The organism is Pseudobdellovibrionaceae bacterium, from assembly GCA_019637875.1.
GTDB lineage: Bacteria > Bdellovibrionota > Bdellovibrionia > Bdellovibrionales > Bdellovibrionaceae > JAHBUW01.
This window is the reverse complement of sequence record JAHBUW010000001.1, coordinates 405,283-420,656: the sequence shown is the minus strand read 5'-3', so window position 1 is coordinate 420,656 and position 15,374 is coordinate 405,283. Positions and strand designations below refer to the sequence as shown.

General features: G+C 55.3%; 15 protein-coding genes. 10 read left to right on the top strand and 5 right to left on the bottom strand.

Annotation, left to right across the window (positions count from 1 at the left end; genetic code table 11):
- Window positions 1–170: 170 nt before the first annotated feature.
- Window positions 171–446, bottom strand: coding sequence for a DUF507 family protein (locus KF767_02130; protein MBX3016660.1), 276 nt, complete (start codon window positions 444–446; stop codon window positions 171–173).
- Window positions 443–721: a DUF507 family protein gene (locus KF767_02125; GenBank protein MBX3016659.1), complete on the bottom strand. Its 279-nt coding sequence runs from the start codon at window positions 719–721 to the stop codon at window positions 443–445. The genes KF767_02130 and KF767_02125 overlap by 4 nt, the downstream gene beginning before the upstream one ends.
- A gap of 54 nt (window positions 722–775) precedes the next feature.
- Here KF767_02125 and KF767_02120 point away from each other — a divergent pair, with 54 nt between their 5' ends.
- Window positions 776–3,070 (top strand): transglycosylase domain-containing protein, encoded by a 2,295-nt coding sequence (locus tag KF767_02120; GenBank protein ID MBX3016658.1) that lies wholly within the window; start codon window positions 776–778, stop codon window positions 3,068–3,070.
- A 25-nt stretch (window positions 3,071–3,095) separates the two neighbouring features.
- Here the strand turns inward: KF767_02120 and KF767_02115 are convergent, their stop codons facing one another.
- Window positions 3,096–3,764 carry a DUF1287 domain-containing protein gene (locus tag KF767_02115; GenBank protein ID MBX3016657.1) on the bottom strand — a complete coding sequence of 223 codons (669 nt, stop codon included), beginning with the start codon at window positions 3,762–3,764 and terminating at the stop codon, window positions 3,096–3,098.
- A 10-nt stretch (window positions 3,765–3,774) separates the two neighbouring features.
- On the bottom strand, window positions 3,775–4,755 hold the full coding sequence (locus KF767_02110) for an MBL fold metallo-hydrolase (protein ID MBX3016656.1): 981 nt from the start codon (window positions 4,753–4,755) through the stop codon (window positions 3,775–3,777).
- 203 nt (window positions 4,756–4,958) lie between these two features.
- On the opposite strand from KF767_02110, the gene KF767_02105 reads away from it, so the two are divergent.
- On the top strand, window positions 4,959–7,181 hold the full coding sequence (locus KF767_02105; GenBank protein ID MBX3016655.1) for a HAMP domain-containing histidine kinase: 2,223 nt from the start codon (window positions 4,959–4,961) through the stop codon (window positions 7,179–7,181).
- On the opposite strand, the gene KF767_02100 is transcribed toward KF767_02105, so the two are convergent.
- Window positions 7,178–7,462 carry a 2Fe-2S iron-sulfur cluster binding domain-containing protein gene (locus tag KF767_02100; GenBank protein ID MBX3016654.1) on the bottom strand — a complete coding sequence of 95 codons (285 nt, stop codon included), beginning with the start codon at window positions 7,460–7,462 and terminating at the stop codon, window positions 7,178–7,180. The two genes, KF767_02105 and KF767_02100, sit on opposite strands and share 4 nt — an antisense overlap.
- 584 nt (window positions 7,463–8,046) lie before the next feature.
- Between KF767_02100 and KF767_02095 the strand changes: the two genes are divergently transcribed.
- From KF767_02095 to KF767_02060, 8 genes are all read left to right on the top strand, one after another.
- Window positions 8,047–9,879, top strand: coding sequence for a CHASE2 domain-containing protein (locus KF767_02095; GenBank protein MBX3016653.1), 1,833 nt, complete (start codon window positions 8,047–8,049; stop codon window positions 9,877–9,879).
- Window positions 9,880–10,052: 173 nt separating this feature from the next.
- Entirely contained in the window at window positions 10,053–11,594 is a 1,542-nt protein-coding gene (locus tag KF767_02090; protein MBX3016652.1) for a sigma-54-dependent Fis family transcriptional regulator, read from the top strand.
- Between the two features lie 68 nt (window positions 11,595–11,662).
- The gene (locus tag KF767_02085) at window positions 11,663–12,244 is read left to right on the top strand and encodes a hypothetical protein (protein ID MBX3016651.1); all 582 of its coding nucleotides are present in this window, start codon (window positions 11,663–11,665) and stop codon (window positions 12,242–12,244) included.
- A gap of 76 nt (window positions 12,245–12,320) precedes the next feature.
- On the top strand, window positions 12,321–12,839 hold the full coding sequence (gene lspA / locus KF767_02080; GenBank protein ID MBX3016650.1) for a signal peptidase II: 519 nt from the start codon (window positions 12,321–12,323) through the stop codon (window positions 12,837–12,839).
- Window positions 12,829–13,605, top strand: coding sequence for a prolipoprotein diacylglyceryl transferase (locus tag KF767_02075; protein MBX3016649.1), 777 nt, complete (start codon window positions 12,829–12,831; stop codon window positions 13,603–13,605). Before lspA ends, KF767_02075 begins: the two co-directional genes overlap by 11 nt.
- A gap of 200 nt (window positions 13,606–13,805) precedes the next feature.
- Complete coding sequence (locus tag KF767_02070; protein ID MBX3016648.1) at window positions 13,806–14,558, top strand: hypothetical protein; 753 nt, start codon at window positions 13,806–13,808, stop codon at window positions 14,556–14,558.
- A gap of 65 nt (window positions 14,559–14,623) precedes the next feature.
- Window positions 14,624–14,830: a DNA gyrase inhibitor YacG gene (locus KF767_02065; protein MBX3016647.1), complete on the top strand. Its 207-nt coding sequence runs from the start codon at window positions 14,624–14,626 to the stop codon at window positions 14,828–14,830.
- A 161-nt stretch (window positions 14,831–14,991) separates the two neighbouring features.
- Window positions 14,992–15,264 carry an HU family DNA-binding protein gene (locus KF767_02060; GenBank protein ID MBX3016646.1) on the top strand — a complete coding sequence of 91 codons (273 nt, stop codon included), beginning with the start codon at window positions 14,992–14,994 and terminating at the stop codon, window positions 15,262–15,264.
- Window positions 15,265–15,374 lie beyond the last annotated feature (110 nt).

Genomic DNA, 15,374 nt, shown 5'->3' with positions numbered 1-15,374 from the left:
CGGCGGCTTTTTTCTTCACCGGGAGCTTGATGACCTTCGCTCCTTTGGGAGCCGCCGCTTTTTTCACGGCTTTCTTCGCGGGTTTGGCCGCGACTTTTTTCGCCGCTTTGGGCGCGGTCTTTTTCGCGGCTTTGGGGGCCGCTGTTTTTTTGTTCTTCTGTTTTGCCGGTTTAGCCTTGGCCACGACGATTTCTCTCTTCTTCGTAATATTTCTTGTAGAGGACGTCCCACTCCGGGCTGTTCTCGACGACTCCGCGTTTGAGCGAAGCGACCTTCTCGCGCGCGGCGAGGTCGATGTCGACATCTTCTTTCACGAATTCGGCGATCGCCTTCTTCGCGATACGGAGTGCCAGTTCGTCATCACTGAAATCGACGAGATCGTCGTCGTAAACTTTGTCGGTGATCATGTGCGCGAGGTGACTTTGGCGATCTTCGGAAATGATCATAAAACGATCTTCCTTTCCTTCGCGAGCTTCTGCTTGATCATGGGAAACATTTTGAAGCGCTGGAATTCACCAGGATTCGAGCGTTCGAGCTGATCCAGCATCTTGTTCACCTCGACGTCCAACGCGGCCTCGCGCTGATAGTCGAGTTGCACCGCCGCGACCGCGGCCCGGAGGACTTCGGGTTCATCAACCTTCAAAGTCACGACCTTGTTCGCCTTCCAGGCAGCCAGTACCTTTTCAGCCAACTTTTGCATCTGCAAAGGCGTCAATTTCATGATTTTCCTCGGCTTTGACTCTTTGACCGGACCCTCTTAAAGTCAAGGGAACTGATGAAAACGTGGCGCCTTGTCGCGATTGTCGCGAGCAGTCTGAGTGTGGTTCTTTTAGCCGGTGCGGTGTGGGGTTACGTTCGACTCGATCGCGAGATGCAGAATCGTCTCGAAAACCGCGAGTTTCTGGCACCCACCACCTTCTGGTCCCCACCCGAAGCTTTCGATCGCGGCGATGTGTGGACAATCCCACAGCTCACCGAATTCTTGCGCCGCACCGGATATCAACCTGCGGCGAACGCCCTCGAACTTCCGCCGAAGACTTTCGCGGAAAGCGATTGCACACATTTGCCGCAAACCTACGACAGTTCGGACTTTGAGGGCGAAAGCGGTGGCCCCAGCGTGCGCTGTTTCAACTTTCGTGTTGGCGAAAGTTTGCATCCCGAAATCGTGAAATTGCGAACACAATCTTTAGTTCTCAATGCCGAGAACGTGATCCTCGATGTCTGGGCGCAAGAGCGCGAGGACGCCACATGGCAACCGCGCAACAAAGCCCTGCGCGAACCGACACGCATCGCGCAGTTCGTGGAAGGAGAACCCCTTCTGCAAGAGTGGGCTCCGCTGGGCGAAATCCCGACCTCGTGCCTGAATGCCGTGCTCGCGATTGAAGACCCCCGCTTCCTTGAACACTCCGGCGTGAACTGGAAAGCCCTGACCCGCGCGGTGATCGTGAACGTCTCGCGCGGACGTTTCGCGCAAGGCGGCTCCACCATCACGCAGCAGATGGTGAAAAACTTCTTCCTGAACTCCGAAAAGACCATGAAGCGCAAACTGAAAGAGTTCGCGATGGCCTTGATCCTCGAATCGAATCTTTCGAAAGATCGTATTTTCGAGATCTATCTGAACATCATCTATCTCGGTCAGAGCGGCCCCTTCCAGGTGCGCGGTTACCAGGCCGCTTCGCAGTACTACTTCCAGAAACGCCTCGTGGATTTGAACGTCCAAGAGTGCGCGCTGCTCGCGACGGTGCTCAACTCGCCCGGTAAATTCGATATCTTCCGCCAACCCGAAAACGCGGCGAAACGTCTCGAGATCGTGCTCGACAAGATGGTTGAACACGACTTCATCTCGGCCGACGAAAAGACCGCGGCGCTCGCCCTTCCGCTGCCGAAGAATTCTCGGCCCGCCATCTCGGACTCGGCTCCCTACTTCATCGAAGTCGCCGAGCGCGAGCTGAAACGCGCGGGTTACGCGCTCGAAGGCACGAACGTCTTCACGACGATGCGCCCCCGCCGCCAAGAACGCGCGCAGAACGCGTTGAACGAGCACTTGGCTTCGTTGGAGGAAAAGAACCCCAAGATCAAGGCGCTGAAGGAAAAGGGCGTGGGGCTCGAAGGTTTGGTTCTGACCATCGATCTCGCAACCGGCAACATCACGAACGCCGTCGCCGGACGCGGCTTTCGGAAAAGTCCGTTCAACCGCATCTGGGACGCGCAACGCCAGGTCGGCTCGCTCGCCAAACCTTTCGTTTACTTGAATGCCTTCGAAAAGGATGCGTCGCTGAATCCGCTGAGCCTGATCAACGACGAAAAAGTCAGCTTTCCCATCTACAAAAAATCCTGGAGTCCCGAGAACTACGACAAAAAGTTCCATGGCGAAGTGACGCTCAACTACGCGTTGAAGAACAGCTTGAACGCGTCGACCGCCATTCTCGGCATGCGTGGCGATCTGGACGACGTCATCGAGCGCTTCCACGCGGCGGGCGTGCAAAGCGAAATTCCGAAAGTCCCCAGCCTGCTTTTGGGCGCGATGGATCTGCGCCCCATCGAAATCGCCGAAGCCTACATCGCCCTCGCGCGGATGGGCGAACGCCTGCGTCCGCGCCTGCTCGAGGCTTTGGTTTTCGCCGACGGCACCAGCGAAACTCTGCCGCTCGAAGAGCCCGAAAAAATCTACGATGCGGATGCCGCGGGTATGGTCCTCGGCATCATGAAAGAAACCAATCGCAGCGGCACGGGCCGCGCCGTCAAAGCGTCGGGTTTCAAGTGGGTGTCCGCCGGAAAGACCGGCACGACCTCGGACTACAAAGACGCCTGGTTCGCGGGCTTCACGCCCTACGATCTGACGCTGGTGTGGGTCGGCTACGATCAGCCGCAGTCCCACGGTTTGACCGGCGGTGGCGGCGCCCTTCCGGTTTGGCTTCAGGTCATGCGTGAATTTTCAGAGCATCGTCCGACCGAAGACTTCATCTTCCCCGCGTCGCTGCGACCCGAAGAGGTCGTCATTCCGCCCGACACGGATCCTTCGATCGTGATGATGCGCGCGGAAGGCGTCGAAAAAGATCCGCGCTTCTGATCCGACCTCGCCTGACGTCCAATTCTCAGTAAGCGAAATGTCCGATGATTCGCCAGCGGCGCAGGACGGCTTGCTCTTGCGGATGCTCGGCAAGGTGATGGATCAGTTGCGTCTCGCCATTGGCATCGACGCCACTCACGATCCCGATATGCGTCACCCCGCCCCCGAGATCCCACGCGACGACATCGCAACGTCGGTAGTCTTGGTTGTCTTCCGAGAGCGGGCGCCGCGACCATTCACGGGTAAAGTACCACATCAGATTCGGCACACGTCGGTGGTCGATGTTCGTATCGGGACCTTCCAGGCCCCAGATCTGCGGCGAACTGGCAAAATCCCGTTTCAGCTCCCGGTTCACGCGCTCTTGAAGGTCGATTCCAATTTCGCGAAAGGAGCGTACGACAACGTCGGCGCAGACACCGGTGTCGGGCGCGACGTCGCCCTCCGGGAACGGGATTTCCACGTAATCGGCGACATAGCGAATTTCGCTTTCGACCATGAGTCGTGCCCGCGCGAGCAGGCGATCACAATCCGCCGCTTTCATGCGGCGAGGCGCGAGGTTCGATTGATAATGTCGCACGAACTGCTCGACCCACTGTGAGCGGAGCGCACGCGGACTGAGATAGGAAAGATAAAAGACCGCGGCTCCCGACAGCACGAGGCTGGCGAGAAGCGCGACGCGAAAGGTGCGCCTCATTGGAGGCGGATTAGACCTTGGTGAGATCGATTTCAAGTCCTTCATGGGCGTAACGCCACTTCACTTCGGGAAGGCGCAACCGATTGGTTTCGGCGGTTTTCAGACGCCACTCGTAATATTCGCGAGTCTGAGTTTTGAGCTCAAAAAGTTGCTGCGTCGTCGCGCCGGGATCGTGATGCGCGAAGATCATGTGACGGATATTTTCACGGAACGCGATATCCAGGCCCAGCTGCGCGGCCCCGTGTCCCCAATTCGCTTTCTCGGCCAGCTCGGGCAACGTGTATTGGGCATCGAAGTACATCACGTCCACGTTTTGGTAGAGCGGCAAATCCGGACCGAGAGATTCACGCGTCGTGCGTGTCGCCTCGGTGTCCACGCAATGCGAGTACACTTTGCCGTGGGTTTCCACGCGAAAGCCCCAACAGGGATCTGGATGATCAAGCTCGTAGGGCGTGATATCGAGATCGCCGATCTTGAAGGTCTTGCGGGGCTCCAGGCGATGAAACTGAATGTCCGCACCGAGCGCCTCGAACGGCACCGGGAAGTAAGGCTTTTTGAACTTGCCCCGAATCATGTGTTCGAGATCGTCCTGAACCGCGTAGTAATTCACCTTGAATCCGGGAATGAAGTGCGGCGCGAAGAACGGAAGTCCGATCAAGTGATCCCAATGAAAGTGGGTCATCAGGATGTGGTATTCCTTGCGGTCTCGCGCGCGGAGAGTCGCCTCGCTGTAGTTGCGGATACCGCTCCCGCCATCAAGGATGATCGAGGCGTTGGGCGTCGTCACTTCCACGCAGGTCGTCGCGGTCCCAAAACCGCCAACCTCGGGCACGGACAGTCCCCCGAGATACTCCGAGATCTGCTCCGGCTTATGGAAGCCCGCGCGGAAAAATCCGCGCATCAACTCTTCAAAATCTTTCACCCATTGCGTGGGCTGGGGCGCGCTCGGAATCGATCCCCGAACTCCCCAAAATTTAACAAGCGCCGACATATCTCTCAGGATGACGTGGCTCCGGCGCGGCGGCAAAGAACGTTTGCGCCGCCCCTGTCTTGGTCTAGGGGCGAGGTCTAGGTTGCATCGTAATTCACGTCTTTCGGGTGATGCGTAGGTTAATGCCGACTTTACGCCTTCATTTTTACTAATTCAGTCCAAATTTCATTTTCCATTGAAGATGTGAGACCGACTATGGAGATGTGATATTCACGAAAGTTCAAGCCAAACACTGGGCCAATCGATTGGTCATCGCCCTGACAATCGGCGCAACGATTTCCCTCGGAATTCACCTAATACCGATCCGAGGTGTCGAAGTGCTAACACTCGACATCAAGCAAAGGATAAGCAACGAACGCGCCCCCAGTACGGACTTTGTCGTCGTAAATCTACCGACTCGCAGATTAGGCGTTAATCCGGAAGAGTACTTTCTTGTGGATCGAGTGGCAATCATCAAAGCGTTAGAAGATATCTCACGCTACAGCCCGCGAGCGATCGTTCTGTTTGAAGAAAGTCTGACTTGGCGAGACAATGTCACATCGAAAGCGATGGCCGATTTCGCCGCTGAGTTATCAAAAATTCCGAAACTATTTCTATATCGCGACAATGGCGAACGCCATATCGGATCAATCAAATTTTTCCGAGAACTTTTACCTGTTATTGATCACTGGGATAGGACTTCGGATCTCATGAAACCACCTGGGGATCGAAAATCTCGCTACATAAACCTCCGGGTACACGATAGCGGATTCGTCTCGAACTTGATTACGTTCTTAAACGACCACGGGCATTCGATCGCCCCAACGGATTTTAAATATTCATTTGACCACATGGGCACAACCCAAATCATGATCAAGTACTTCGCACCGGGAAGTTTTGACGAAGATTTTGGCGTCTCGGAAACCGAACGTTATCAAGACAAATTGATATTAGTTGGATTTGCTGACTCGATGAACGGATCAATCGCCAACACGCCCATAGAATCCAAATCCGAATCCGGAAGCTCGAACTCAACACTCCAGCGCGGAGCACTTTGGGATCAGGAATACATTGCTAACTTATTTACGAACTTATCAGAGCGCAGATACGTGAAAACTCTGCCCGAACGATGGTCAACAGCATATCTGTTTTCGGTAACGTTCGTTCTCGCGCTGGTCCTTCTGAACATCTCAAACGTCAAAACAAGCCTTTTTGCCTTTATTTGGATTCTCACGGTGAATGCCGTTCCGTTTCTTGCGTACCATTTTGGCGACATGTTTCTGTTCTCAATTCCGACGTTAATTTCATCGATTATCACGCCGTACCTAGTCCTGCCATTCATCCTGTATCGGTCACAAAAGAATGCGGCGATCGCGAAAATCAGCGCTGAGCAATCGATTCAACAACTTAAGCAGGAAGGAATCGTGGTTTCACGAAGTGCCCAGGCCGACGCTTCCTTTCGTATTGCTGTTCGCTTGGCTCATGACATCCGAGGCCCTCTTAGCGCGCTGAATATCGCTCTTCGCTCATTGGAAGGATCTGCGAAACCCAAAGCACTCGCCGTGAAATCAATAGATCGCCTGACAACAATTGCGGATTCACTGCTCGCTACACACAGAATGGGCGATCAATTTGGCTCGAAACAAAGGGTTCATTTCGATTTAGTGAGTTTAGTCGAAGACCTCGCTAGTTATGTGAATACAGTTGCTCCGGAAATTGAAGTGGTGAAGAGCATCGCGATTGAAAGAGCCATCTCAACATTCGCCAAGGACGAATTGGAACGACATTTGATAAACCTCATCAACAATGCAATTGAATCCTTACGGTCTACAAACACTCTCCAGCCAAAAATTGTCATTGAGTTGGCACAACTGGAGTCGAATTACAAAATCGGCATCTTCGACAACGGGCCTGGCATTCCTAAAGAAATATCGGAACGAATCTTTGTTCGAGGCACTACCTTTGGAAAGGTGAACGGAAATGGAATCGGCCTTTCCAGCGCAAAAGAATTTCTATCGGGAATCGGAGGCTCTATTTCAATCAACACGACCAATGAGGGCTGCCGTGTTGAGGTGTCGATCCCTTCTAACAAAAACCAATTCGAGATCTCAGTCCGAGGTAGAGTCATCGTCGTAGATGATGACTCCGATGTATTAGAGATGTTTTCGAAACAGCTCGAAGATTACGAACCTAAACTGATTACGAGCGATCCCTCTACGGCAATAGACTATCTCAATAAATATCGCGGACCGATGACTGTAATTTCTGATCTAATTTTCCCGAACTCTCAGGTCGTTGGGTTCGATATCCTACGCGCGGCTCCCTCAAACTCGACCAAGTATTTATTTACGACATTAGGGTCTGAAAACTCGGTTCTATCACTGGCCGCAAAATCGAATATTTCCGTAATAGATAAAGCTACGATTCCTAAGCTACGAATAGACTAAACAGCGTCGTAATCGATAACTATCTTGGCACAACCGACCTTAAGCTTCGCTTGGCAGGTCAGCGTTTTTCCGTCAGCTTTATCTCGATCATCGAGAATCGTATCGTCCGGGAAATCGACCTCTCCCTCTTTGATCTGTGCCATACATGCCGTGCAGACACCTTCCATACACGAATAGGGAGCATCGAGGCCGGCACGAAGAGCGGCATCCAAAACGGATTCTCCATGGGTCATCGGGACAGTCAAAGTTTCACCAGAGAGTGTGAGAGTCAGTTGCGACATAGGCAGGGAACATAGCTGCCGTGGCGAGCCCCAATCACGACGCTGCGCTGCAAGCCTAACGGTTCGTTTTATCCTATTTGCCATTGTTGAATGTAATGGTGACCTAATGACACCACGTCCACTTTTCGGTACCATTTAATTAAATACCTATAATCACTCGATTTCGCCAAATATCGAGCTCAAACTACCTTCAAAGAAATCACATCAAGAATTGGCCAACCAATTGCACTACCATGTATCGACGTAGGTGTCGGTGTCAGACCGCACCTATATGCTTATGCCTAGATCATTTTTGATCGAACCTGATGGGGCTTAACATAGGCAGATAGAGGAGTTAGGATGAAAAAAATGAATCAAGAAAATCAGGCACCTAGTTTCGCGCAATCTTGGAACGGAAACGGTAAACCTCCATTCAACCTGGATCCCAATGGTAATGGCGGTGGAGGCACGAAGCCTCCGTTTACATGACCCATTGATTTATGTCCGAGAAGACGGCGGGAACGCCGAAGGGCTCAAAGCCCTCGAGAATCCGACCGCCGTCCCATTTGTTTCGCCTGAATAAGGTGACCCGTTCTACGCTCCTCATTGTGGCCGCTCTTTTCTTGAGCTTCGCCGTCCGCCTCATCGATCTCAGCTTCTTCGAATACTACCTCTACGATCTTCACTATCGCTTACGGCCTTCGCCCACACCGAGTGGAAACGTCGTGCTCGTCCTCATGGACGGAAAGACGCTCGATCGCTTTCTCGAAGTCCCAAAGTTCGTCCCGCATACGGAAGTTTTCAAAAACATCATGCGCGCGAATCCGCGCGCCATCGCCTACGTCACTCCCATCATGCCCGTGGCCCTCGGAGGCTCCGAAGAAGATCGCGCGGCCGCCTCACCGACCGGAGACGACGATCAAAAGATCGCCTTCGCGGATGAACTCCGTAAATTCGAAGAGGTCTACCAGCTAACCGATACGGTCGCCTCGAAGGACGAAGCCAAACCTCAGCTCCCCGCGCCCTTCTCGTTCGTCAAAGTCCTGTCGGCTCCCAAGACCGCGGACAATGAGCAGTTCGCGAAAGACCGGGTCACCCGTCGGGTCGCGGTGGATTTCGAAAACGAGCTTCTCGGGCACGTGAAGCTCGCGCAGATGTTCAATCCCAAGCTCGATGGCGAAGAGCCGCTGCGCTACACCTTCGACGTTCTCGGAACGCGCCAAGCCTATATCGACTACGGTCGCCCGGGCTCCATCAAGACGGTGAAGTTCGAAGACATCCTCGACGGCAAAGTACCGGCCGAGACGTTCACGGGAAAACTCGTGATGATCGGCGACGACTTCCAGAAAAATCTCGCCAACATGATCCGGACGCCGTTCAACCGCTCGCCCGTCGCGATGACCTATCTCGACATGCACGCGAACATGGTCGAAACCTTCATCCGCAACTCGGCGCCCATCAAGTCCCCCAGCTGGTTCGATTTCCTGATCACTTCGATCGTCTCGCTGATCACCATCGTCGCGGTCCTGACCATGCGGCCCGCGAAAGGGCTCCTGGTGCTGCTGGGCACTCTCGGCGGCGTCGTCGCGCTGAGCGGGATCTTCTTCATGCCGTTCGGAGTTTGGCTCCCGCTCGCGCACCCGCTGCTCGCGATTTTCATCTGCTACTACTTCTTCATCCCCTACCGCCTGATCATCGAGAACCGGCGCAGCTGGGAATACTACCAGAAGCACCAACTGCTCCAGCAGGTGGAAGTGCTGAAGACCAACTTCATCTCGATGATGTCGCACGACCTGAAGACGCCCATCGCGCGTATTCAAGGGATGACCGACGTCATCCTGAAGGACTCGCCGACGCCGCTGACGACCGGACAGCGCGAAGCCATCGACCACATCAAGAACAGCGGCGACGATCTGCTTCGCTTCATCAACGCGATCCTCAACTACGCGAAGATCGAATCCGAAGGCGTCGAGCTGCACACCGAAAGCCGCGACGTGAACGAGCTTCTGACCTCGGTCATCCGTAAAAACGAGTTCCTCGCGAAAGTGAAAAACATCGAGCTGCTGCCGGAGCTCGAGCCGCTCTTTTCGATCCGCATCGACCCCGAGCTCATGAAGCAGGTGTTCTCGAATCTGGTCGAGAACGCGATCAAGTACAGCCCCGAGGGGTCGAAGATCCTGATCACGTCCGAAGAGCGCGATGGCCACGTCGTCGTCCAGGTGGCCGACCAGGGCCCCGGCATTCCCCAGGACGAACTCGCCAACATCTTCATGAAGTTCTTCCGTAGCCGGAACGCTAAGGCCTCGCCCATCAAAGGCTCGGGCCTGGGTCTTTACCTCGCGAAATACTTCGTGGAGCTCCATCAAGGGCGCATCCACGTCGAATCCCAGATCGGCCAAGGCTCCACCTTCACCGTCGAACTCCCCCTCCAACCCTAGAACCGGGGCGGCGCAACCCCTCACCTAAGCTCGCGGGACGGCTCAGGTTCCGGCCCACCCCCGTCCGTCCTTTTGACAAAAAGACAAATTTTGCCGCAACGCGGTAAATCTTTGGCGTTTCTTCCCGGTGTCGAGTATGTTCCGGGACGTCTTTGACCCGCGGAGGGGTTCGCATGAGTCAAAATCCGATCAAAGTTCTGGTGGCCGACGACGACCAAGGTTTGCGCTTGGCGGTTCGTTCCGCGCTGGAGTCCGCTCAAGGTCGCTTCCAAGTGATCGAGGCCTTTGACGGCGTGAATGCCTGCGAAAAAATCAAAGACCAAGAGGTCAACGTCGCGATCCTCGACGTCGATATGCCGCGGATGACGGGCCTCGAGTGCCTGAAGATCATCAAAGAACACAATCCCGGCACCGTGGTCATCATGCTGACCGCCTACGCCTCGATCGACACCGCCATCCAAGCGGTGAAGGACGGCGCCTACAATTACCTTTCCAAGCCCGTGCAGTCCGAAGACCTTTTGAAGGTCGTCGAGCGTGCGTTGCAAGCGCAGAACCTCATGTCCTCGGTCGCCGCTTCGGCGCCCGTCCTGATGGAGGAAGGCCGCAAATTCATCGGCCAGAACCAGCAGATGCAAAAGGTCTTCGGCGTGATCCAGCGTCTGTCGAAAGTCGACACGCCCGTTTTGATCCGCGGCGCCTCGGGAACCGGGAAAGAGTTGGTCGCCCGCGCGATCCACTTCAACTCGGCCCGCAAAGACGGCAAGTTCGTCGCGATCAACTGCTCGGCGATCCCCGAGAATCTTTTCGAGTCCGAACTTTTCGGTCACGAGAAGGGCTCGTTCACCGGCGCCGATCAACGTAAAATCGGAAAATTCCAATTCGCCGAGGGCGGAACGCTCTTCCTCGATGAGGTCGGCGATATGCCGCAGCTCATGCAGGTGAAACTCCTGCGCGTCCTGCAAGAGAAGGTCTTCGTGCCCGTGGGCGCGAACCGCGAAATCGAAACCAACGTCCGCATCGTCGCCGCGACCAACCGTCCGCTGGAAGAGATGATGAAGACCGGTCAGTTCCGCGAGGATCTTTTCTATCGCCTGAACGTCATCCCGATCTATCTGCCCTCGCTCGTCGACCGTAAAGACGACATCGAAAACCTGCTGAACATGTTCATCAAGAAGTTCAATCAGGTGCACGGCAAACGTATCACCGGAATCGCGCCCGACGCGATGGCGGTCCTGAAGCGTTACGATTGGCCGGGAAATATCCGCGAGCTCGAAAACGTGGTGGAGCACTCCTTCATCATGGAAAACTCGACGGTGCTGACCTTGCGCGCGCTGCCGGAATCGGTCCTCGCGAAAACGGGAACCGTGCTCGCGGAAATGCCGATGCATGAGATCACGTTGCGTGGCCTGACGGGCGCGCAGCCGCCGCTGACGCCCTCGACGAGCGCCGAAGAAGACGATGACTTGATGGATCTTTCGGCGGACGAAGACGATGACAGCGATGTCAACCTGGATTCGAGCGTCAAAACGGATCTTGGTGGCGCGCTCGATTTCAACGCCCAAAAAGAGGCCTTCGAGAAGGAATTCATCATCAAAGCCCTGAAAACGTTCAAGGGACGCATCAATCAGACCGCACTGCACGCGAATATTCCGAAAAAGACGCTGCTGCGGAAGATCGAGAAATACGGCATCAACGCCAAAGATTTCGCGACGTAATATCGGCGAAGAAATTCGCAAACAATGATTGAACTGAGTTCCCAACACATTTACTTTTCCGGGCTCTAATGGCGACCAATCCCTTTCCCCCGCAGGCTTACACGCGGGATACGTTGATCAAAGCGTTCGAATGGCTGCAGACTCAAAGTCCGCAAGTCCGCGAACTCGCTACGACCAACGATCTCTTGATCAGCTTGTTCACCAAATCTCAGATGCAGGGAAAAGACGCGTTGGAGCTGCCCCAACTTGCGAGCTTTAAGAACGAGCTGCGTTCACTCGCGGGACAGATGGGCAAGTTCGAGGAAGAGGCCGCTCCGGCGGCCCCGATCGCCACGCCTTCACCGGCCGCAACGATGACGGGCGCCGCGACGGCACCGCCGATGGCGACACCCAAGCCCCCCGTCACGGCCCCGGTCGCGACCGCGCCGACACCGCTCCCCACGGCGGCTCCGCCCGCTCAAGGGCAGATCTCGCTCAATATGGCGACCCGTCCGGCGGCGCCGAACGTGAACCTCGTCCTGGACCCGAAAAGCCAAGCTTGGCTCGAGGAGATCCAGCGTGAGCTCAACTTGGAATCCCCCGCCGAGGCCTTGCGCCTGGCCGTTTCGGTCGGCTACGGTCGGCTGAGCGAACTTTTCCCCAAACGTTAGATTCATTTGACGCAGTCACACCCCGTCGCGGCTTTACATCTCGCGACCGTCCCGCCAGACTCGGGACTGCATGAAGATTCAAAAGAAGTACATCATCCTGGTTTCGTTTTCGGCACTTCTGGTCGCGATGGATCAACTCGTGAAGATGTATGTGCACTTGCACTTCCAACTTGGCGAATCCATCCCCGTGATCCCCGGCTTTTTTAACATCACCTACGTGCGTAACCCCGGCGCCGCTTTCGGTTTCCTGGCGAGCGCGCCCGCGATCTTCCGCGAGAACTTCTTCCTGATCATGCCACCCATCGCGCTCGTGATCATTTTGCTGATCCTGAAAGGCGTGGCGGACGACGACAACTGGCAGATCTTCGCGCTCTCGAGCGTTTTCGGCGGAGCGATCGGCAACTACATCGACCGCTTGCAGTTCCGCTACGTGATCGACTTCCTCGATTTCCATTTGCAGGAAAAGTACACTTGGCCCGCCTTCAACATCGCGGATATGGCGATCGTGGGTGGGGTCATGCTCCTGCTCGTCCTTATGTTCCTGGAAGGCCGACGCGCGGACGCGGCCGAGGGGTCCAAGCCCCATGCTTCCTGAGTTTTCGCTCGGATCCTTCGTCACGCTGCCGACCTATTTCGTTTCGTTGAGTCTGCTCGTCTCGTTGCTGTTCTTCCTGATCTGGAAGTGGGCCGCGATGATGGACAAGAACTCGACCGTCGCGCTGAATCTCGCGATGATCATCGTCGTCACGGGCTTCGTCGGCGGTCGACTCTTTCACGTGATCTACGAGGCCCCGGACTACTATCGCCGCTTCCCGCAGGCCATCTTCATGTTCTGGATGGGCGGCTACGTTTTTTTCGGCGGCATGGCGCTCGCGACCTTGGCGGGATTTCTTTACCTCAAGAAAATCGGCCAGCCGTTCTGGAGTTGGTTCGATCTGCTGACCCCCGTCCTGGCCTTGGGCTACGGCTTGGGCCGCTTCTCGTGCTTCCTGGCGGGCTGCTGCTACGGCGGCTTCTGCGATCTGCCGTGGGCCGTGAACGGTCGTCACCCGACGCAGATCTACGCCCTGTTGCTGGAGGTCGGTTTCGCGTTTTTCCTCGCGCGCACGGCGCTTCGCAACCACTCCGAAAGGGACGCGAAGAAACGCTGGCCCGTGGGCGCGCTCACTCTGACGTGGTTCGCGTTGCACGCGATCGGACGCTTGGTCATGGAGCACTACCGCGAAGACTTCCGCGGCCCGATGCTCTCGGGTACGAGCATCTCGACCTGGCTTTCGCTCGTGCTCTTGAGCGGCGCCCTCGCCGGATTGTTTTTCCTTTGGGCGCCCCGCCTGAAAACCCTGCGCACGCGAAAGAAGTAGCAACACCAACAGGGCCCCAATTGGGCGCCCCTGTTCTGAAAGTAGACACTTTCGGGGTGTGAAAAGCTCCTGAAAGGCCCTTCTTTTCGCACCCATAACCTGAAGAGTGTCGAGTGCGCTGGCACCCTTAGTGAAATGAACTCTTGTGTGTCGGATCGGTGGACAATCTGTCTCGAAACGAGACACCAAGGAGAAGCGTCATGAAATACATCAACCTGAAACCCCTGAAGCTGATGGCCGTGGCCGTCATGGGCGCTGGAATGATGATTCTGTCGGGCTGCGGATCCTCGAGCTCGGGCGGTAGTCCGGCGACTCCCCCGATTACGGTCGTCCCCCAGACTCCTTGTTTGGGTAACAACTGCGTCTATCAAACTCCGAACTCGGTCATCGGATTCTACTCGCAAAGCGCGAACTTCCCGTCGGGTCTGTTCATGAATAACGGATCGGTGCTGCAGCCCCAAGGTGCGGTCGTCAATATTCTGCAAGATGCGATGGGCGTCTGTAACCGTGGCTACTACAACGGCGGCTACGCCGATTGCCAGAACTGGGTGAACGGGATCTATGACCTTGTGTTCTTGGTGAATCCCCAAAATCCGAACCAAGTGACGGTGATCTTCCGCGCCTATCCGCAACAGCAGTCGTACACGTACAACCTCCCCCGTTGGGATCAGTTCTTCATGAGCCTGATGGGATGGCCGGTCGCGATGAATCCGCAAGGGACGTTCAATCCGATGATCCTGACCTCCACCATTCACCCGGTGAACAACAGTCAGGGCTTCGAGATCCGCACCTACGGACCCCAGGTTTCGGCGGGTTACAACAAACTCCTGCAACTGCAAGTTCCCGTGGGTAAAATCGAAGACCAGAACTTCAACTACGAGCTCTTCTGGAACGGCGACAAGATCGCGATCGGCACGCTCGTCCGCTGTCAGACTCCGACCTGCGGCCTTTGATCCTCGCGGCGGGTTAACACCCGCCGTCTTGTTTTCCACTCGACATCGCGGTTAGCTTCCCCTTCATGAAGGAACGCAAAGTCCGCTGCCCGCACTGCGGAAATCAAACCGTCTACTCCGACAAAAATCCATTCCGCCCCTTTTGCAGTGAACGATGCCGTTTGCTCGATCTCGGTGCGTGGGCGGACGAGAGCTACAAAGTTCCCGACGAGACTCAGAAGATCGATGTCGACAAACAAAACGTCCCTGCCGATGAGCAGTATGATGATTGAGTAAAGGAAACTCGCCATCAAAACAGTCCACAATGCTCAAAAACGCCTTCTGATGCGGATTTTCCAAGAAAAAACTTTTGACGATGTTTGGAAAATACCTTCTGATCGTCCTGTAACGTCCAAAGAATCGGACAATCAACAACGAACAAGGAGTTCGAGAGATGAACAAGCAACAACTGATCGAAAAAATCGCTGCTGAAGCAAACCTGCCCAAAGCTCAGTGCGAAAACCTGCTGAACACATGCTTCGAAACAATCAAAAAGACCGTTAAAAAAGGTGACGATGTGAAAATCGTCGGCTTCGGTACTTTCACTAAAGCGAAGCGCAAAGCCCGCACTGGCCGTAACCCCCAGACTGGCAAAACCATCAAGATCCCGGCTTCGTGGGCACCCAAGTTCCGCCCCGGTGCTGAATTCAAAATGATGGTGAAGTAATCTGACGCTTCTTCGGAAGCATCGATTCCATCAAGGGCCCCACGGGGCCCTTTTTTTATGCGCTATGTGCACGCCCTCGCTCCACGGTCGACGTTCCTCCTTTTCGAGTG